Source organism: Rhizobium sullae, from assembly GCF_025200715.1.
GTDB lineage: Bacteria > Pseudomonadota > Alphaproteobacteria > Rhizobiales > Rhizobiaceae > Rhizobium > Rhizobium sullae.
Genome location: NZ_CP104144.1, coordinates 101,530 through 120,145 on the forward strand (window position 1 = coordinate 101,530; position 18,616 = coordinate 120,145).

Here is an 18,616-nt window from a genome sequence, read left to right on the forward strand (position 1 = left end):
GGAGGCCGCCAGCGGCGCTAGCCTCAGCCCGCCCCCATAACGAAACTGGAAGCCTTGAAAGGAAAGAGCATGCCAATCGTCACCGTACAGGTAACCCGCGAAGGGACGACACCCGACCGCTCATCGGTGACAGCCGAGGAGAAGGCCGCCATCATAGCAGGGGTCAGCCAGGTCATGCTGGACGTCCTGAACAAGCCCCTGGAGTCCACCTATGTCGTGATCGAGGAAGTCGACCTCGACAACTGGGGATGGGGCGGACTTCCGACCGCGGTGTACCGCAAGGCATTGTCAGAAGCTTCGAGCGACCGAGGACGCGCTGGAAAGTGACCCGGTCAGGTCGGTAGCGCAGCCCCGGACTGCTGGGCAATCATATATGCCGCATACCAGTCCGGCCACGCTTCATCGTGGTTGCCGCCGGTCCGCTTCTCATGTTCTCCGTCAGCGGCCGCGGCACGCCTAAGGGCGCTGGCGAGATTGCCTGCAGACGTGGACGCCGCACCTTTCGCATCGATCCGGCCAGGCAGCCTCGTCGTCACACTTCCTGGAAGATCCAGCCGTTTCCATCTGGATCGCTGAAGGATGATTACGTCTTAAGGACAGCCAAGCCGGCACGGCTGGCGTTGCAAGCACAGCCATGCCAGTCATCCGAGCGGTGGCGGATCGAGATAAATCGGTTTTTCGCTGGAGAGGCTTCGCTTAACCTCCCTGGTGAAATCATCAGTAAGCACCTCTTCCTCGTCAGCCTCAAGGCCGATCAAGGCAGCTTCTGCAACCTGCTGGGGGCTGGTTTTCGTCATATCGAATCCATGGGTCATGTCCGTATCCATGAAGCTGACATGCAGACCGAGAACTGCCGTCGTCTGGCCGCGCAGCTCGATACGGAGGGCGTTTGTGAAGCTCCAAGCCGCGGATTTCGAAGCCGAATATGCGGCAAGCATAGGCCGGGCATACCACGTGGCATCGGACAACACATTGATGATCGCTCCGCCGCCGTTCTTGGCAAGGATCGGAACGAATGCCTGGCTGACGGCGATCGTTCCAAAATAGTTTGTCTCGAAGATCTCTCGCGCGCTGTCGATCATACTCGGGTCAAGGGTGCTGCTGGTCAAACGGGCAATGCCGGCATTGTTGACCAGCAAGGTAGTATCGCCGCATCGGTTCGCCGCCTCGGCTATCGAGGCATGATCCGTTACATCCAGTCTGACTTGTATGACCCCCGGCCTAGTCGCATCAGTGAGATTCCGCACGCCTGCGTAGACCTTCTTTGCGCCGCGATTGAGAGCTTCCTCAGCAAAGGCCAAACCCAGTCCGCGATTTGCGCCTGTTATGAATAGCACTGAATCTTGAATCATCATTTTCGTTCTCTCCGTTGGGCGGGGCCAAACCGTCCTGAAGCGGCTCAAACCTCCCGCCAAGGTACCTTCTCCTCTTATTGTTTTTCGCCAGCGGTGGCCCCCATGAGCCGGCTAATAACCGTCGATTTCGAGGGCAGCTTGAGCAAAGTCGCGAGTACCGCGGATGCCTCTGAGTATGATTGAAATTGGCGCGCGCGCGGGAATGGCGCACCGCGCGCCGAATTTCTCAAAGTGGAAGCGGCTTGCCGGTTTGCTCCGCCACCATGTACTTGGCGTACCAATCCGGCCAGTTCTCGTCGCGCTCGCCTCCATTGCGCTTTTCGTGCTCGCCATGGGCTTCCGACGCACGCCGCATCGCTGCCGCAAGATCTCCGACGGAAGCGTAGTTCGTCGTGTTGGAGTCGATCCGGCCCGAGAACCGGGTGGTGATCTCCTGCAGAAGCCATTCGTTTCCGTCCGGATCGCTGAACGTTGCGTAGGAAAAGTAACTGCGCCGCTGTGGATCGCGGCCGCTGACCACCGGCTTGCCCGGACCGTCGCGGTGGAACACTTCGCTCACCTCTACGCCACGGCCGAAAAGCTCGGCACGCGCTGCCTCGATGTCCGACACGATGAGAAAGAGCCCTTGCGCCGATCCCGGCGCCGCCGAAGTGACACCCGTCCCGAAGTGGATTGAACTCGGTGAGCCCGGAGGTGTGAACTGCACGACTCGAAACGTCTCACCGACACTGAAGTCGGCGTCTAGCCTCCAACCCAGGTCGGCGTAGAAGCTTTTGGCGCGCTCGACGTCGGAGACGGAAATGACGACGACCTCGAGCTTCATGTCGAGCGTCTGCTTTCCGGGTTTTTCGATCGCGTCGCTATGCGTCGGAGTAGTGCTGCTCATGTCGATCTCCTTAGGTTAACCTTGAGAGTTGAACGCGGCCGGGCTGGCGCAGGGTACGCGCCTCAGAAATCTTGTCGGAGCGGTCGGAACGCCGCGCGCAACTCGGCGGAAAACAGTTCGGGCTGCTCCCAGGCGGCGAAGTGGCCGCCCTTGCCGGCCTCATGAAAGTAAATCAGGTTTGGATAGGCGCGCCGGGCCCACCTCTCCGGGGCCTGGTAGCTCTCTCCCGGAAACACAGTGATCGCCACGGGAAGCGATATCTCGGAGGTCATCTCCGGGCCTGCAAAGGCAGGACTGCGCCCGCCGTACTCCCAGTAAAGCCGGCCGGACGAGGTGCCGCTGTTCGTCAGCCAGTACAGTGTGATGTCGTCAAGCACCTCGTCCGGGGACTTTTCAGGATCGTTGCTATCGTAGGTCCAATGCGAGAAGCCGGGATGCCCCAGCATCCACGCCGCAAGGCCAGCGGGCGAGTCATTGATGGCATAGCCGACCGTCTGCGGCCGAGTACCCATCATCAGAGCGTAGGATCTGTTCCCCTTTTTGGCGGCTGCGCTGAAGGCGTTGAATGCCGCGCGTTCCTTCTCGGTCAGTCCCGCCGGTGCTGGTCCGCCGGCGGCGAGCAACACGGCAATCTCGGGCGGCACGATCGCCGGCAGGTTGATGTGGATGCCGAGCAATCCTGCTGGCGCCTGGCGCGCCATCGCACTCGAGACGGGAGAGCCCCAGTCCCCACCCTGTGCGACGTAGCGGAGGTAGCCGAGTCGCGTCACCAGTTCCGTCCAGGTTTGTGCGATGCGGTCAGGCCCCCAACCGGTGTCCGTCGGCTTGCCCGAAAAGCCGTAGCCGGGCATCGAAGGCAGGACGAGGTCGAACGCGTCTTCCGCTCGTCCACCGTGCGCCGTGGGATCCGTCAATGGACCGACCGTCTTGAGCAGCTCGAGCACCGAGCCGGGCCAGCCATGCGTCATGATTAGCGGCATGGCGTTCGGGTGACGCGAGCGGACGTGAATGAAATGAATGTTCACGTCGTCGATTGTTGTCATGAACTGTGGCAGGGCGTTCAACCTCGCCTCGGCCTTTCGCCAGTCGTAGCCGGCTCCCCAGTACTCGATGAGCGGCTTGATCTTGGCGAGCTGGATGCCTTGGGACTGGTCATTGACTGTCTCGCGATCCGGCCACCGTGTTTCCGCGATGCGCCGGCGAAGGTCATCAAGCGCCGCTTGCGGGATGCTGACGGTGAACGGCCGGATCGAGCGATCTTCGGCCGCAGTGGCGTTGGCCAGGGCGGAAAGGATGCAAAGCCCGAATGCCAGCGCGGTCGCCAACTTGTAGAGCTTCATGGCCGAATCTCCTTGCCCGGAGAGTGGAACGTCACGGTTTGCTTGGTGAAGACGTTGCCTTCGGCGTCTACCACCTCGATCAGGACCTTGTGCTGGCCGCGCGGCATGCCCACCAGAATAATGGTGTTGCTCTGGCCGTAATCCGCCCATGCCCAAGGCAGATCATCGACTGTGAGGTGCAGATGTCCGACCCGCGGAGACACGTTGCGCGCGGCCGGCCCACCCACCGGCAGGATGCGCAAGTTTTCCACCCGGTACGGGAGGAACACGACGCCCCCGGCCAACGGACCGGGAAGCGGCGGCTCAACGATCAGCTTGGGCGCAGGCTCGTTGTCGACGGGAACGACCGTGCTCTGGGCGAGCGCATCCGTGGCGAACACGGTGCAAGCCGCGAGCACAGCGAGCGTCTTTATGAGGAGATTCATTGCATTCTCTCCTTTTGGAGATTCGCTATCGGGTAATCGCCAAGCCGAGGATGACGCGCACGTCCGGCGCGCCACCCCGCCCGACACTTCACGTCCGTACCGTTCTGAACGATGCGCGCAGCTCGTCGGTGAAGGACCCGGGCTGTTCCCATGCCGCGAAATGGCAGCCCTTGGGCGGGCGGCCGTAATGCAGAAGTTTCGGGAACGCGCGCTCGGTCCAACTCTTTGGCGCGGTGTAGATTTCGGACGGGTACGCGCTTACGCCGACGGGAATGGTGATGCCTTTGGCGTCGAAGAAGCCCGCCGTCGCCGTTTGCCGGTGTTCCCAATAGAGGCGGGCCGAGGAGATGGCCGTGTTTGTCAGCCAATAAAGCGTGATGTTGTCGAGGATGTCGTCGCGGGTAAGGCCCTCCGGCTCTCCATCGAAGGCGCGGGCGATCAGTGCATAGCTGTCAGCGTCGTGATCGAGAATCCATGACGCTAAACCAGCCGGCGAATCGACGAGCCCATAGAGCGTCTGCGGACGAAGTGCCATCTCGTTGGCGTAGCCCAGGCCGAACTTATAAAAGAAGGCAGCCTGTTCGTAAGCACGCTTTTCGTCGGACCCGAGATCGGCGGGAGGCGGACTGCCGGCAGCCAGCGCCTTCACAATCTCGGGCGGAATGGTCGCTGGCATATTGGTGTGGATGGCGATCAACTCGGGAGGCGCCATCAGAGCCATCTGTTCGGTGATGAGGGCGCCCCAATCGCCGCCCTGCGCGACGAACCGGTTGTAGCCGAGGCGCTTCATCAGCACGATCCACGCCTGTGCGATGCGCGCCGGGTCCCAGCCGGGTTGGGTCGGTTTGGCGGAAAAGCCGTAGCCTGGCATCGACGGGATTACCACGTCGAACGCATCAGCCGCAGTTCCGCCATGCGCCGTAGGGTTCGTGAGCGGATCGATGATCTTAAGCAGTTCGATGATCGAACCGGGCCAGCCATGCGTGATGATGATCGGCATCGCACCTTGATGCTTCGATTTTACGTGGATGAAGTGGATGTCCAGCCCGTCGAGCTCGGTAACGAAATGCGGCAGCGCGTTCAGGCGCGCCTCGCACTTGCTCCAACTGTATTCCGTTCCCCAGTACTGGGTGAGTTTCTGCATCGTCTCGAGTTGCACCCCTTGTGTGTCGCCTGCCGGTAAGGTTTCCCAGGTCCGCCGCGAAGCTGCAGCGGTCACCAGTTCGCGCTCGGGCCAGCGCGTGGCGGTGATGCGGCGACGCAAGTCGACAAGGTCCTCGTCGGGGAAGTTCACGGTGAAAGGGCGGATTGAACTGGCTCCAGCCGCGGCCGCCGGCTGAGCCGAAGTAAAGTTCAACGCCCCGGCTGCCGAAGTGGCGAGTAATGCAGTGGCCGAGGTGGCAAGAAACTCGCGCCGAGTTGGCGCCGGATATGCCGTGGACATGATCAGTCTCCTTCGTTGCGCGGATGCAATTAAGCGGTTGAACACGTTTGTTGTGCTCTCACTCCCGCGCGCGATCCATCGAACGTAGGTTGGTCATGATCGCGCCTTCGTTTATGACGCTCATACTTAAGTATATCCGCATGACAGGCCCGAGCCTTCCCTCGGCTGAATTCGATGCAATTAGACGATTGGACTTTGCGCCGACTGCCGAGCCTGATCGCGCCCGGCGATGGATGACGCTCTAATCGCGGTCACCGCCATTGTTTTTCAAAGCAACGTCGATGCAGCGAGACAGCGTTTCACCGTCAAAGGGCTTGTTCAAAAAGCAGACGGCGCCTCGTGCAAACGCCTGAGCGCGGACCTTGTTATCCGGATAGGCCGTAACGAAGATCGTCGGTATTCTAAGCCCTCGCGCGTGCAAAACCTCTTGCAGCTGGATTCCACTCATGTTCGGCATCTGGACGTCTGAAACCAAACATGAGGTTTCTGTCAGTTGCTCCGAATGCAAGAACGAACGTGCAGATGGAAAAGCGTGAGCGACGAAGCCGAGCGACCGCACAAGGCTCGCGGTCCCGATACGACTGGATTCGTCATCATCGACGATCGAAATAACTGGTGCATCACGCAAGCGATTGGTCCATCAATGTGTACTGTACAATGCTCTGAGCCACCTGCGTGCGATAGTCATACATAGATATGAGGCTGACGAGGCTCCTTTCCCGATTAAATGCCGAGCGCCTCAGCCATCTTGACCAGGTCGGCGAGCGATTTCGCGTGCATTTTCTTCATTGCATGGCCGCGATGAATTTTGACCGTAATCTCGCTGAGGCCGACGTGAGCCGCGATCTGTTTGTTCATTAAACCGGTAGCGACGAGCGCCATCACTTCCTGTTCGCGCGATGTGAGGCTGTCGAACAGGCTTCGTAAGTCGAACCGTGTGCGCTCGGCATCCAGCCTTGTCCGGTCGCGCGTGATCGCGGCGGTGACGGCATCCAACATATCCTGGTCGCGAAACGGCTTGGTGATGAAGTCAACGGCGCCCGCTTTCATGGCCCGCACGGACATGGGGATATCGCCGTGTGCCGTGATGAAAATGATGGGAATATGGACATTGGCCCTGGTCAACTCAGCATGAAGTTCGAAGCCGCTCAACCCGGGCAGGCGCACGTCGAGAACCAGGCAGCTCGGAATCGGAGGCAGCTTGCGTTGCAAGAATTCGTTCGCCGAACGGAATAGCTCGGCGCGCAAACCGACCGAGCGGAATAACAGGCCGAGCGAGTCGCGGATTCCGGCGTCATCATCGATCACATAGACAGCAGGCTCGACCTCACTCGTCGGCTGCGAACTCTTCGGTGCAACCTTGATCACAACGGATCCTCGCGTGCGGAGACAGAGCAAATTGAGGTAAAATGAAATATAGCTCCCTGGGGCGTGTTCGGTGCAGCCCACAACCGCCCGTCGTGGGCTTCGATGATCGACCTGCAGATCGACAGTCCCATTCCCATACCCTCAGGCTTGGTCGTAAAGAGCGGGTTGAATATTCGATCGGTGTCTTGCGGACTAATTCCTGTCCCTGTGTCTGCGACCGATACCCCTACGTGGCCATAGTCATACATCTTAGATTCTACAGACAACACCCGCGATCCGCCGACCGCGATCATGGAATCGATAGCGTTCGTGATCAGGATTACGAGCACCTGCTGTAGCTGAGTTCGATCGCCCATTACCTCCGTGAGCTGTTCATCTATCACCGTTTCAAGCAGTATCCGGTGTTTCGCTAGATCCCCTCGCATGAGAGCGAGGGTTTCCCTGGTAAGATCATTGAGGTTGAATGAAGCTCTCTTCCGGTCTTCTTTCTTGAAGATCGTTCTAATACCTTCAATCACCGCTGCCGCGCGATGGCCGCCGGCAACTATCTGCTTGAATGCCTGCTTCGCTTCCTCCAGATCGGGCGACGAGCGATTGAGAAAGCGCAAGCCCGCATCGGCACTCGTTATCATGCCAGACAGAGGTTGTTTGACTTCATGAGCAACCGTGGCTGCGACGGCCTCTCCGGTTACCAGTCGCGCCTCGCGCTCTTGACGTCGGGCACGGACCGCTCCGAGAAGCCGTGCATAAAGGGTCGTTATCTCATACAGCATGACGATCAGGACGAGACTACTCGAAAAGAAACCGATGATCCGAACGGCATACCAGTCGATGCTAAAACGAACCGGAGTAGGGTAGTAGCTCAAGGGTATTTCTATCGCGTACAGGAACATAACGACCATCAACCAAAGATCGAGCATCGAGCGGCGCCTGATCCAAAGCAGGAGGAGGGCCACAATGCTTACCAGTGCGACGGGCGCTCCGACATATGGCCACAGCGGGCTAAGGCGGAGGGGATCCAGCACCACGCGGGGCAACAGCGCTTCGAGAGCTACGCAGACATATGCCGCGGCTAACACGACTACTGCCGTTAAGGCGACACCCAGCGCGATCGCCGCACCTACCGTGCCCCGCCAGAACCGCTTCTCGGTGTCCGCGTCCTTTAGCAATGCGTATCCAATTACGAACATGGAAAACCCGGCGTGCCACGAAAAGTAGAGCCAGGACGTGCTCTGCAGGCCGCCAATAAGACCCCTACCGGGCACAAATACACCTGGAAACGCCAGGATCCACGGAATGAGGATAAGGGCCGTGAAAACATAGCCACTCGCGATCACGAGGATGGCGCGCGAGCGGAGAATGGAGAACTGGGCGAACAGGAGAATTGCAGTGATCGAGTCGTTCACGAACATCGCCGTCGTGTAGGCCGGGACGAAGGCCTCGATCCGGTGCGGCTGAACGCGCGCGAGTGCCCCGGCGGCGATGAATACGAGGACCAACAAGCCGAACACGACAGCAAGAGCGAGCCATTTCTGCGCTGAACCTGGGGACAGCTCGGAGAGGACAAAGAATTCTTCCTCTGGGGTGCTCACGGCTGCCCTCCATTGAATACTTTTCGCCGCGGCTGCAGCGCGCGGCACGAAAGTCATCACGTTCGGAATATCATAAAGCTATTTGCCTGATCGCGCGGTTATTCTACCACCCACGCCGAACTGCACACAAACGAGATTATCTTCCTGGGTGCCACCTACGCCTTCGATGGCACGCTCGGTGTCGTGGGCTCAAGCGCAGCAGGCGGAAACGCATGCGACAGCTCCCGTTTGTGCTGTCGTTCCCTGCCAGCGGCGCACAAAGGTGTGATGGCCCGCTTCGACAGCTGCGCGTCGGCATCAAGCGTTGCGCGATTCGATTTTTACTTTTCCTTTGCGGCGTTTCCCGGCAATGAATACGGCAAACCACGCCGCCCTGCGGAGAGTCCTCTCTTGAACCTGAAGCATCCGTTGCCGCCGCTCAACGCTCTTCGTGCCTTCGATGCGCTCGCCCGCTGCGGCAGCCTGCGCGCCGCAGCTCAGGATCTTGGGGTGGTGCCGGGAGCGGTTAGGCAGCAGCTTCAAAGCCTTGAGGAGTATTTCGGAGCGGCTCTCTTTGTCCGCAAGGGTGGCAGGGTGACGCTCAATGCCGCCGGACTGCGTTTTGCCGATGCAGTTGGAATTGCATTCGCGATCGTCTCCCGTGCGGCAGAAGAGATTCAGCAACGAGATCGCAAGACGCGCCTTCGTCTCGGCGTACCCATGCCGATGGCCCTTTCCTGGCTAATGCCACGACTGCCGCGCATTCATGCGGATCTTCCCGACCTGGAGATCGATGTCGTTCCAGTTGCCATTACCCGCACGCTCGCAGACTCGCCCGACCTTGACGCCGTGATCGCCGGCGGCGAATATCGCCCTTTGCCCGACATCGTAGCTACCGCCTTCATGGTCGATGCGTTCGGCCCGGTTTACAGCGCCGCCGGGCCTGCTCCATCCGGCACCGATCTTGATGACTGGCTCGCAAATGCCACGGCACTGGTGGCCCGCGATGTTCCCTATCTCTGGGACGATTGGTTTCGTGAAAGCGGAACACGCCCGTCTCGTTTTCTGAAACGGGTTGAAATCGAGGACCTGACGCTGGCGATCGGTGCGGCGAAGGCCGGTCTGGGTGTTACGATAGCGCCGCGGGCTTCCATCGAGATGGAGCTCGCCAGCGGTGCGCTGACAGCGCATTTTGGTTTCGCAATCCGACCGATCGGATTCAGGCTGTGCTGTCGCGCCGCAGATCGCAAGAGCCGGACGATCGGTCTCCTGGCGGATTGGCTGCGCCGGGAAGGTCAGGCGGCCGATCTGGCCTGAACAGGAAATCTGCCCATTGGCGCAGTATTATGTCCCTGTTGACCGCCGGCTTCGCACGGTAGGGAACATCCGCAGAAAAACCGGCAGCGCGCCGACGATCAGCGGAGAGAAGACCATGGCACGACAACACCAACTTTCGCGAATCGAATGGGTGGCGGACAGTTGCCGGCTGCTAAACGCTATCGCCGAAGAATTCTCCCGCACAAAGCCTTTCCAGGGTCTGACGATCGGCACCGCCATTCACCTGGAACCCAAGACTGTCGCTCTTCTCATGACATTGAGAAAGGGCGGCGCCAATCTCGTGGCAACAGGCAATCTCAACAGCACCCAGCCTGCGACGGTGGAATACCTCAAACGGCATGGAATCGCCGTGATCGGCGAGCAGAGCACAGACGCGAGGGCGCATCGCGGCTTCATCGACACTCTGCTCGACCGCCAGCCAGATTTATTGCTCGACAACGGAGCCGATCTTTTCGCCCGCGTCGCCGAGCGACCCTACAAGAACTTGCTGGGCGGTACTGAGGAAACGACGTCCGGACGACGGCGTCTCGCGCCGATGCGCGAGGCGATCGCGCTGCCGATTCTCGTCATCAATGACAGTCCGATCAAGCAGTTTGCCGAAAACCGCCACGCGGTCGGCCAGTCGCTGTTCGAGAGCTATATGCGCTTCACCAACCGTTCGACCAATGGCAAGCGCGTGAGCGTTTTCGGTTATGGTGCCTGCGGCAAGGGTGCCGCCGGATGTTTCCGCAGTGCTTTTAGCAATGTCAGCGTGGTCGATGTCGATCCCGTCACTGCTCTTGAAGCCCATCTCGACGGCTTTTCAACGCCGCCCAGAAGCGATGCCATCGCGTCCGCCGATGTGATCGTCACCGTCACAGGCTTTGCCAATATCATCACAGCCGCGGACCTGCCGATGTTCAAGGACGGTGTCATGCTGATCAATGGCGGACATTTTCCGACCGAAATCGATGTCGATGGCATCAAATCGGCAGCAGGGCCGAAAGCGGTCGACACCTATGCGGGTGACGGTATCGAAACCTTACTTCTGGACGATGGCCGGAAGATCCATATTCTCGGCCGTGGGCATATGGCCAATCTCGCGGGCCCCCGGCCGCTCGGAAATTCGATCGAATCGATGGATCTGGGTTTTGCCCTGCAGGCGCGCTGCCTTGAGCGGGTGGCGGGCGGAAAGCTTGATCATACCTCTTGTGTGGTTCCGGTACCAGCTGACATCGATGCGCAGGTCGCCTCCGGCTACCTCGATCTCAATCGCTAGGAATGCCAAATGTTACATTGGGGAACATTCGGAACCCCAGTTGCTATGGCCGCGAGGCATTCTAGTTAGTCACAATCCACACATTTGAGACGCAGGACATCTGGCCGTCCTGCGCCCGGGTGGCCATGGCCGGAAGGCCGAGGCCGCTCTTGCCGACCTTGCGGCATGGGAAGTCGATAGTTCGCCTGGCATCGACCGGGAGACGCTGGTGAACAATGCTGCCGACGCCGTCTGGTCTCTCTTTGTCCAGCGGCAAATCTGCGGCCTGCATAATAACCGGGACGTGGTCTTGCGATATGGGATACCAAACGAGGTGCTCGCGCGGCTCGGCGTCGTCCGCAGATAATGCGAGCTTCCAGCCTCGTCGCTTCAATATGCTGGTTTGACGGGAAACCAATCCGCGCGCTGCTTATCGAGGTATGCGCCGGCAATACCGGAAACGCGATATCTCTCGAGGGATCCCTCATCGATGACAACACCGAGCCCTGGCTCCTCGGGCACCTCAAAGCGGCCGCCAGCCAGTACCGGCGGATTGGCACAGATATCGCCACCGAGATAGGCCCGTTCGGTGTCGATCGCGATGGAGAGGTTGGGGATCGAGGCGGCAAGATGGATATAGGCGGATTGCGAGAGCGCCAGTTCCGCGCCGGAGTGTAGTGTCACAGGAATGCCGACGGCCTCGCAGATCGCGGCTGCCTTGATCGTCTGCCAGAGGCCGCCTGCCTCGTGCGGATCGAGCAGCACGACATCGGCAGCCTGCGCGCGGACGATATTGCCGATATCGGAAAGCGTGTAGGCGCTTTCGTCGAGCGCGATCGGCACGGGACTTCCCGCGACAAGTGCGGCATGGCCGGCGAGATCATCGAGTTCCAGCGGCTGCTCCACATAGGCGGGATCGAAGGGCTTCAGCTTTTCGAGCTGCCGCTTGGCTGTCGCGATGTTCCAGGCGCCGTTGACGTCGAGGCGCAGCGGCCGGCCGCCGATGACATTACGCGCCGTCTCAGTAAGCAGGATATCGCTCTTCTCGTCGAAGCCGATCTTCACCTTGAACGTTTCGTAGCCGGAATCGAGGAAACGCTGCAGCCGCGGCTTCAGTGCCGCCGGATCGTTGGTGAAGAGATAGGCTGCCGCTTCGACATCCTTGCGCCAGCGGCCTCCCCACAATGCGTAGAGCGGCAGTCCCGCCTGCTTGCCGAGCGCATCCCACATCGCCATTTCCAAAGCAGCGATTGCCATCACCGCGGCACGCTTGTGGTGATAGAAGCCAGCGCCGAGCACATGGCGGTGGAGCCGCTCGACATCGGTGACCGGATAGCCGATGGCAAGCGGTGCGACGACATCCGTAAAGACGGCCGGTACGTTGGCGATCAGGGAGATGGTCTCGCCCCAGCCGGTGATTCCCGCGTCCGTTTCTATCCTGCAGACGAGCCGCGTCGTGCCGATCCGGCGTCCGGAGCCCCAGAGGATATCCTCCGTAAAGGGCACGCGTATCAACCAGTGGGACACTTTCGTAATGCGCATTCTCTCTCCTCCCCGACAGAGCGAACCGGCGCATCCGTCACATTTGATGTTGACATGGAACTTAGTTCCAAGATATTCGATCGGTCAAGGGCGGAGAGGATTTCGCCGCGGGAGACGTCATGAGCAAGGTGCAACTGAGCATCGACACGGCCGAGCGCGATACGGTTGGCGGGGAGGGACATGGCGTTCCCGGCGTTCAGGCGCTGACGCGCGGCATCCAGATCGTCGAGGCCGTCTCAGCCGAGCCGCGCGGCCTGCGTTTCACCCAACTGCTGGACGAGACACAGTTGCCGAAGGGCACGCTGCACCGCCTGCTGCAGGCTCTCGTCGACGAACGGCTGCTCGCCTTCGACAGCCGGGACCAGGTCTATCGCCTGGCGCCGCGTCTCTTCCAATGGGCGCACAAGGTCTGGGACAATTTCGACCTGCGCGGTGCCGCCGAGCCGGAGCTCGAGCGCCTGCGCGACATGACCGGCGAGGCGATCCGGCTCGGCGTGCTCGACGGCTCGATGGTGCTCTACATCGATCAGCGCGAGGTGCCGCAGCCGCTCCGCCTCAACAACGGCGTCGGCGGGCGTGCCGCGCCGCATGCGAGCGGCATCGGCAAGGCGATCCTTGCTCATCTTTCGCTCGAAAAGCGCCGGGCGCTGCTTGCCGACATCGAACTCGAGCGGCTGACGCCGAACACCATCATTGATGTCGAGGAGCTGCAGCGTCAGCTCGACCTCACGAAGGCGCGCGGCTATGCGGTCTCGGTTGACGAGCAGAATACCGGCATCTCCTCCGTGGCCGCGCCGGTCCTCAACCATCGCGGCGAGCCGATCGGCGCGATCGGCATCATCGGCCCGTCCTTCCGGCTTCCCGTCGATCGCCTGCACGCGTTCGGACGCGACGTGATCGAGGCCGCACGCCGGACATCCGGCAATTTCGGAGAATTCGCAATGTCGCTCGCCGTCAAGCCGCGCCCGCTCGGGCCGGATCGCTCCGATGTCCGCTGCGTGATCCCGGCAAGCACGTTTCTCGGCGAGGGGCCGCACTGGTCGGCGAGGGAAAACAAGCTCTATTTCGTCGATATTCTGGCACCTGCCGTCTATACTGGCGATACCGTCAAGGGCACCTACACGACGATGCAGGTGCCGGAGCTGATCGGCTTCGTCATTCCGCGCAAGCGCGGCGGCTTCGTCGCCGCCATGCATGGCGAGATCCGCGGCCTCGATCTTACCTCTGGCGAGATCACGACACTTTCGCGGCCCGAAGCGGACCGACCCGGCAATCGCTTCAACGACGGCAAGTGCGATAGGGCGGGCCGCCTTTGGGCAGGCACGCTGGCGATCGACACCTCTCCCGACCAGGGCCGTCTCTGGCGTCTCGATCCGGATGGCCGCACCCATGAGATGGATCGCGGCTTTCACGTCTCGAACGGCCTCGGCTGGAGCCCCGACGACAAGACCTTCTACTTCACCGACACGGCCAAGCAGACGATCTATGCCTATGATTTCGATCTCGAAACCGGCGCGATTGCCAACCGGCGCATCTTCGTTGCCGTGCCGGAGGCGGAGGGCAAGCCGGACGGGCTGACGGTCGATGCGCAAGGCTTCGTGTGGAGCGCCCATTGGGACGGCTGGTGCGTCACGCGCTACGACCCGGACGGCAAGGTGGAGCGGGTGATCAACCTGCCGGTGCCGCGTCCAACGAGTTGCGTCTTCGGCGGCCCGGATATGCAGACGCTTTTCGTCACTTCAGCGCGGATACGGCTTTCGGCAGCACAGCTTGCCGACGCTCCGCTTTCCGGCAGCGTCTTTGCCATCGATACCGGCATCAGGGGTCTGCAGGACCCGATGTTCGGCGGCTGAGAATGGTTGATATTGGGGAGGAGGAATGAATGGCCAAACTGGAACTCAGCGGGATCAGGAAATCCTTTGGTGCCGTGGACGTGCTGAAGGGGATCGATCTCACTGTCGAAGATGGTGAATTCGTCGCCTTCGTTGGCCCTTCCGGCTGCGGAAAGTCGACGCTGCTGCGGCTCATCTGCGGGCTCGACGAGATCACCGCCGGCCAGATGGCGATTGACGGGGAGATCGTCAACGACGTTCCGCCGGCCAAGCGCGGCATCGCCATGGTTTTCCAGTCCTATGCGCTCTATCCGCATATGACGGTTGCCGGCAACATGGGCTATGCGCTGAGGCTCGCCGGAGTGCCGAAGGAGGAAATCCACAGCCGCGTGGCAGCCGCCGCCAAGGTGCTGCGCATCGAGACCTATCTCGACCGCAAGCCACGGCAGCTTTCCGGCGGCCAACGCCAGCGCGTCGCAATCGGCCGCGCCATCGTGCGCGAACCGCGCATCTTCCTCTTCGACGAACCGCTGTCGAACCTCGATGCGGCGTTGCGCGTGGAAATGCGCATCGAGATCGCCCGCATGAAGGAAGAGCTTGGCACGACCATGGTCTACGTCACGCACGACCAGATCGAGGCGATGACGCTTGCCGACAAGATCGTGGTGCTGAACGGCGGCACGGTCGAGCAGGTCGGCTCGCCGCTCGATCTTTACAACAAGCCGGTCAACCGCTTCGTCGCCGGCTTCATCGGCAGTCCGCGCATGAACTTCCTGACGCTCGGCGCCCGCAAGGCCGACAACGTTCATGCCGTATCCGGCGGCGAGATCCGCCTGGCGGCGAAGCTATCCGAAGCGCCGGCCGAGATCGGCATCCGGCCCGAACACATCTCCCTGACGGCCCGCGGCGCGCCGGATTCGCTTGCCGGCAAGGTAACGATGACCGAGCATCTCGGTTCCGACACTTACGCCTATGTCGCTCTCGACGGCTCGCAGGACGTGCTCGTCGTGCGCCTTTCCGGCGAAAAGGCGATCAAGCGCAACGAGCCGATCGGCGTCCATGCCGATCCCGGCATGGCGCATGTCTTTTCCGCGGCCGGTCTGTCGCTTGCCTCCGCTCGTCCCGTCTCGCTGGAGGCTGCATGACCACCCATCCCGAACTCGTTGCGAAAGTTCAAGTCGAGGCCGCTCGCTATCCGAGCCTCGCCGGCAAGGGCGTCATCATCACCGGCGGCGGCTCCGGCATCGGCGCTTCGCTGGTGGAGCATTTCGCCGCCCAAGGCTGCAAGGTCGGCTTCATCGAGCTCAATGGCGAACTGGCGGCAGAAAACGCCAAGGCCATCGACGACCGGACGGGCAACAAGCCGGCATTCCGTGTTGCTGATCTTCGCAACATCGAGGCGCTCCGTCGCGCTGTGGGAGAGCTTTCCGCCGAGATCGGCCCGGTCCGCATCCTTGTCAACAATGCCGGCAACGACGATCGTCTGCCGCTCGAGGAGGTAACGCCGGAATACTGGGACGACCGCTTCGCGACCAATCTGCGCCATCAGTTTTTCGCGGCGCAGGCTTTGATCGACGGCATGGCGCAAGCCGGCGGCGGGGCGATCATCAACATGGGGTCGATCTCCTGGATGCGTGGCGCGGCAGGGCTGATCTTCTACACCACCGCCAAAGCCGCCGTCATGGGCATGACCAAGTCGCTTGCCCGCGAGGTCGGCATCCGCAACATCCGGGTCAATTCCATCGCGCCCGGCTGGGTGCTGACCGAGCGCCAGGTGGAGCGGGCCAAGCGCATCTACCAGGGCAAGTTTTCCGAGTATCTCGAGGCGCAATGCCTCAAGGAGCATGTCCTGCCGCCCGATATCGCTCGCATGGCCCTGTTCCTTGCGGCCGACGACTCGCGGCTCGTTACCGGCCAGACCTTCATCGTCGATGGCGGCGTCGTCTGAAACATTTGTCCGATTGCAAGTTGAAACACAGTTCCACAATGGGAGGAGGAACAATGAAAATGAGGAAACTGGTCACGGCGACGCTCGCCGTCAGCATGTTCGCGATGGGGGCCGCTCGCGCCGCCGATTTGAGCTGGATGGGCTACAGCTATGCCGAGGAATCGGCAAAGCCATCCGTTGAGAAGATCATCGCGGGCTTCACGGCCAAAACGGGTAAGACGGTAGAGCCGATCCCGTCCGCCTTCGGCGACTTGCAGAAGAACGTGTTTCTGCGGGCCCGCTCCAAGACGCTGCCGAGCGTCGTCCAGATTTCCGAGCGCTGGTTGCCCTCGCTCAGCAAGCTGCCCGGCCTCGTCGATTACAACACGGTCTTCGGCAAGGAAAATCTCGAAAAGATCTATGCGCCCGAGGCGCTCGCCATGGGTCAGATAGACGGCAAGCAGCTTGCCGTGCCGCTGATGTCCGGTTCGATCGGCATGGTCGCCAACCAGGCGGCACTGACCAAGGCCGGCATCACCGACCTGCCGACCACAGTCGAGGAATTCAAGGCCGACCTGGTCGCGATCCGCGACAAGGTGCCGAATTCGGTGCCCTATGCCATGGCGACCAAGAACAACAGCGACATTCTCGTCGATTTCCTGACCTGGGAATATGTCTTCGGTGCACATGTCATCGATCCTGAGGGCAAGGTGGTGGTCGACAGCGACGCCAGCCGCAAGGCGCTCGCCTTCCTCGTCGATCTCATGAAGGAGCGGCTCGTTGCACCCGAGATCGGCCGGCCGGATGCCCGCCGTCTCGTGGGCCAAAGCGCTGCCGCCTTCTATCTCGATGCACCGCAGTCGCGCACCTTCCTGCGCAGCTTCTCCGGCCAAGGGCCAGCCTTCGACGCCAACATCAAGCCAATGCAGGTGCCGGTCGTAAAGGCGGGTGATACGCCGGTCTCGATCCAGTGGGCGCATCTGATCATCTCCTTCGCCCAGAACAGCCCGCCGACGAAGGAGGATGCGAACATGCAGTTCATTGCTTATCTCGGCGACGATGCGGTGGAGACGCAATTTCCGGTCGAGCAGAGCGCGCTGCCCGGCACCAAATCCGCCCGCGCCAACCCGGTCGTCGCAAGCGATGCGTATCTCAGCGCCTGGGCGAAGAACAACACCCATCCGCGGCGCAACGAAGTCGGCATCTGGAGCAATGGCGGCGAGTTGACCGACATCCTGGCCCAGGAGGTGCAGGCGGCCCTCCTCGGCCAGAAGAGCGCGGATGAGGCGATCAGCTCGATGAGCACGCGCATGAAGGCGTCGATGACCAAGGCCGGCCACGCGCAATAGGGCCCGACGCCATGGCGGCCGCGAGCCGACTTGCGGCTGCCCTTTCATGACAGGAGGAGAAGATGACCGACGTGATGCAGGCGCCTGGCCGCCTCGACTATCCCGTGTCGCCGCATGCCCGCAAAGGTGGGTTGCAGGCGGCGCAGCGCCGCATCGGCATGCTGATGCTGGCGCCGGCGGCGATCGCCTTTTCAATCATCATCCTCTATCCGTTTGTCCAGGCGCTCGGCCTGTCGTTCTTCGAAGATACGCTGCAGACGATCGAGCCGACCTTCATCGGACTTGCGAATTTTAAGGCCATCCTCACCGATCCGGAGACCTGGCAGTCCTTCGGCATCACCGTCGTCTATGTCGGAGGTGCGACGATCGGCACGGTGGTGCTCGGCCTCGGCTGGGCGCTGATCCTCAACCAGCCGTTCAGGGGCCGCAGGGTAATCCGCGCACTGACGATCATGCCCTGGGTGGTGCCGAGTACAGTCAGCGCCTTCGTCTGGGCCTGGATCTTCAACAGCCGTTTCGGCGTCATCAACGGCGTGCTCCTCGAGCTTGAGCTTATCGACGTGCCGCAGGCTTGGCTTTCCACGCCAGAGGGCGCACTTGCCGCTGTCATCCTCACCCGCATCTGGCGATCGATCCCGCTCTTCATGGCCTTCTTCCTCGCCGGCCTGCAGAATGTCGACCAGGAGCAGATCGACGCAGCACGCGTCGACGGCGCCGGCAATTCCGCCATCCTGCGCGATCACCTGCTGCCGCATCTGAGGCCGGTGCTGATCGTCGTCGTGGTGCTCGGCGTCATCGGCGGCCTGCAGGATTTTGACACGATCTTCGCACTGACGGGTGGCGGACCGGTGCGGGCGACCTCGGTGCTCTCCATCTCCGTCTATCGCAAGGCATTCGAGCAATGGGACATCGGCATGGCCTCGGCCATGGGCGTGCTCTGGGTAGCGACGCTACTGCCGCCCGCCTATTTCTATCTCCGCATGCTAGTGAAGGGGCGCTGAG

At 61.3% G+C, this 18,616-nt stretch carries 18 protein-coding genes and 1 pseudogene; 9 read left to right on the top strand and 10 right to left on the bottom strand.

Translation table 11 applies throughout. From position 1 onward, the window contains the following. The first annotated feature begins 69 nt into the window (after positions 1–69). The gene (locus tag N2599_RS21055) at positions 70–327 is read left to right on the top strand and encodes a tautomerase family protein (protein WP_027513453.1); all 258 of its coding nucleotides are present in this window, start codon (positions 70–72) and stop codon (positions 325–327) included. A gap of 5 nt (positions 328–332) precedes the next feature. On the opposite strand, the pseudogene N2599_RS21060 reads toward N2599_RS21055, so the two are convergent. From N2599_RS21060 to N2599_RS21100, 9 genes and pseudogenes are all read right to left on the bottom strand, one after another. Next, a pseudogene (locus N2599_RS21060) lies at positions 333–583 on the bottom strand (VOC family protein); the annotation flags it as partial. 58 nt (positions 584–641) lie between these two features. Then, positions 642–1,355 carry an SDR family oxidoreductase gene (locus N2599_RS21065; protein ID WP_027513455.1) on the bottom strand — a complete coding sequence of 238 codons (714 nt, stop codon included), beginning with the start codon at positions 1,353–1,355 and terminating at the stop codon, positions 642–644. 226 nt (positions 1,356–1,581) lie between these two features. Continuing rightward, positions 1,582–2,241, bottom strand: a complete 660-nt coding sequence (locus N2599_RS21070) for a VOC family protein (RefSeq protein WP_027513456.1) — start codon at positions 2,239–2,241, stop codon at positions 1,582–1,584. A gap of 62 nt (positions 2,242–2,303) precedes the next feature. After that, on the bottom strand, positions 2,304–3,581 hold the full coding sequence (locus N2599_RS21075; protein WP_027513457.1) for an epoxide hydrolase family protein: 1,278 nt from the start codon (positions 3,579–3,581) through the stop codon (positions 2,304–2,306). Beyond that, positions 3,578–4,006 carry a DUF6130 family protein gene (locus N2599_RS21080; protein ID WP_027513458.1) on the bottom strand — a complete coding sequence of 143 codons (429 nt, stop codon included), beginning with the start codon at positions 4,004–4,006 and terminating at the stop codon, positions 3,578–3,580. The genes N2599_RS21075 and N2599_RS21080 overlap by 4 nt, the downstream gene beginning before the upstream one ends. 88 nt (positions 4,007–4,094) lie before the next feature. Beyond that, on the bottom strand, positions 4,095–5,450 hold the full coding sequence (locus tag N2599_RS21085; protein ID WP_027513459.1) for an epoxide hydrolase family protein: 1,356 nt from the start codon (positions 5,448–5,450) through the stop codon (positions 4,095–4,097). 241 nt (positions 5,451–5,691) lie between these two features. Then, the gene (locus N2599_RS21090; protein ID WP_311319504.1) at positions 5,692–6,009 is read right to left on the bottom strand and encodes a response regulator transcription factor; all 318 of its coding nucleotides are present in this window, start codon (positions 6,007–6,009) and stop codon (positions 5,692–5,694) included. Between the two features lie 164 nt (positions 6,010–6,173). After that, entirely contained in the window at positions 6,174–6,818 is a 645-nt protein-coding gene (locus N2599_RS21095) for a response regulator transcription factor (RefSeq protein WP_027513461.1), read from the bottom strand. Then, positions 6,815–8,410 (bottom strand): sensor histidine kinase, encoded by a 1,596-nt coding sequence (locus N2599_RS21100; protein ID WP_027513462.1) that lies wholly within the window; start codon positions 8,408–8,410, stop codon positions 6,815–6,817. The genes N2599_RS21095 and N2599_RS21100 overlap by 4 nt, the downstream gene beginning before the upstream one ends. A gap of 390 nt (positions 8,411–8,800) precedes the next feature. Here N2599_RS21100 and N2599_RS21105 point away from each other — a divergent pair, with 390 nt between their 5' ends. From N2599_RS21105 to N2599_RS37630, 3 genes are all read left to right on the top strand, one after another. Continuing rightward, entirely contained in the window at positions 8,801–9,706 is a 906-nt protein-coding gene (locus N2599_RS21105) for a LysR family transcriptional regulator (RefSeq protein ID WP_027513463.1), read from the top strand. Positions 9,707–9,821: 115 nt separating this feature from the next. Continuing rightward, positions 9,822–10,985 carry an adenosylhomocysteinase gene (locus tag N2599_RS21110; RefSeq protein WP_027513464.1) on the top strand — a complete coding sequence of 388 codons (1,164 nt, stop codon included), beginning with the start codon at positions 9,822–9,824 and terminating at the stop codon, positions 10,983–10,985. 208 nt (positions 10,986–11,193) lie between these two features. Next, on the top strand, positions 11,194–11,331 hold the full coding sequence (locus tag N2599_RS37630; RefSeq protein ID WP_311319505.1) for a DUF6665 family protein: 138 nt from the start codon (positions 11,194–11,196) through the stop codon (positions 11,329–11,331). Between the two features lie 23 nt (positions 11,332–11,354). Here the strand turns inward: N2599_RS37630 and N2599_RS21120 are convergent, their stop codons facing one another. Further along, positions 11,355–12,506: a mandelate racemase/muconate lactonizing enzyme family protein gene (locus tag N2599_RS21120; RefSeq protein ID WP_027513466.1), complete on the bottom strand. Its 1,152-nt coding sequence runs from the start codon at positions 12,504–12,506 to the stop codon at positions 11,355–11,357. A 119-nt stretch (positions 12,507–12,625) separates the two neighbouring features. Between N2599_RS21120 and N2599_RS21125 the strand changes: the two genes are divergently transcribed. The 5 genes from N2599_RS21125 to N2599_RS21145 all read left to right on the top strand — a co-directional run bounded on the left by N2599_RS21125 (position 12,626) and on the right by N2599_RS21145 (position 18,615). After that, complete coding sequence (locus N2599_RS21125) at positions 12,626–14,359, top strand: SMP-30/gluconolactonase/LRE family protein (protein WP_027513467.1); 1,734 nt, start codon at positions 12,626–12,628, stop codon at positions 14,357–14,359. A 29-nt stretch (positions 14,360–14,388) separates the two neighbouring features. Further along, positions 14,389–15,483 (top strand): ABC transporter ATP-binding protein, encoded by a 1,095-nt coding sequence (locus tag N2599_RS21130; RefSeq protein WP_027513468.1) that lies wholly within the window; start codon positions 14,389–14,391, stop codon positions 15,481–15,483. Further along, positions 15,480–16,286, top strand: coding sequence for an SDR family NAD(P)-dependent oxidoreductase (locus N2599_RS21135; protein ID WP_027513469.1), 807 nt, complete (start codon positions 15,480–15,482; stop codon positions 16,284–16,286). Before N2599_RS21130 ends, N2599_RS21135 begins: the two co-directional genes overlap by 4 nt. A 53-nt stretch (positions 16,287–16,339) precedes the next feature. Further along, positions 16,340–17,614: an ABC transporter substrate-binding protein gene (locus N2599_RS21140; protein ID WP_051336830.1), complete on the top strand. Its 1,275-nt coding sequence runs from the start codon at positions 16,340–16,342 to the stop codon at positions 17,612–17,614. Between the two features lie 62 nt (positions 17,615–17,676). After that, on the top strand, positions 17,677–18,615 hold the full coding sequence (locus N2599_RS21145; protein WP_051336831.1) for a carbohydrate ABC transporter permease: 939 nt from the start codon (positions 17,677–17,679) through the stop codon (positions 18,613–18,615). The last annotated feature ends 1 nt before the right edge of the window (position 18,616 follow it).

Coding starts and splice junctions, on each gene's coding strand:
- N2599_RS21055 (WP_027513453.1), top strand. CDS start 70: ATGCCAATCGTCACCGTACAGGTAACCCGCGAAGGGACGACACCCGAC.
- N2599_RS21065 (WP_027513455.1), bottom strand. CDS start 1,355: ATGATGATTCAAGATTCAGTGCTATTCATAACAGGCGCAAATCGCGGA.
- N2599_RS21070 (WP_027513456.1), bottom strand. CDS start 2,241: ATGAGCAGCACTACTCCGACGCATAGCGACGCGATCGAAAAACCCGGA.
- N2599_RS21075 (WP_027513457.1), bottom strand. CDS start 3,581: ATGAAGCTCTACAAGTTGGCGACCGCGCTGGCATTCGGGCTTTGCATC.
- N2599_RS21080 (WP_027513458.1), bottom strand. CDS start 4,006: ATGAATCTCCTCATAAAGACGCTCGCTGTGCTCGCGGCTTGCACCGTG.
- N2599_RS21085 (WP_027513459.1), bottom strand. CDS start 5,450: ATGTCCACGGCATATCCGGCGCCAACTCGGCGCGAGTTTCTTGCCACC.
- N2599_RS21110 (WP_027513464.1), top strand. CDS start 9,822: ATGGCACGACAACACCAACTTTCGCGAATCGAATGGGTGGCGGACAGT.
- N2599_RS21120 (WP_027513466.1), bottom strand. CDS start 12,506: ATGCGCATTACGAAAGTGTCCCACTGGTTGATACGCGTGCCCTTTACG.
- N2599_RS21125 (WP_027513467.1), top strand. CDS start 12,626: ATGAGCAAGGTGCAACTGAGCATCGACACGGCCGAGCGCGATACGGTT.
- N2599_RS21130 (WP_027513468.1), top strand. CDS start 14,389: ATGGCCAAACTGGAACTCAGCGGGATCAGGAAATCCTTTGGTGCCGTG.
- N2599_RS21135 (WP_027513469.1), top strand. CDS start 15,480: ATGACCACCCATCCCGAACTCGTTGCGAAAGTTCAAGTCGAGGCCGCT.
- N2599_RS21140 (WP_051336830.1), top strand. CDS start 16,340: ATGAAAATGAGGAAACTGGTCACGGCGACGCTCGCCGTCAGCATGTTC.
- N2599_RS21145 (WP_051336831.1), top strand. CDS start 17,677: ATGACCGACGTGATGCAGGCGCCTGGCCGCCTCGACTATCCCGTGTCG.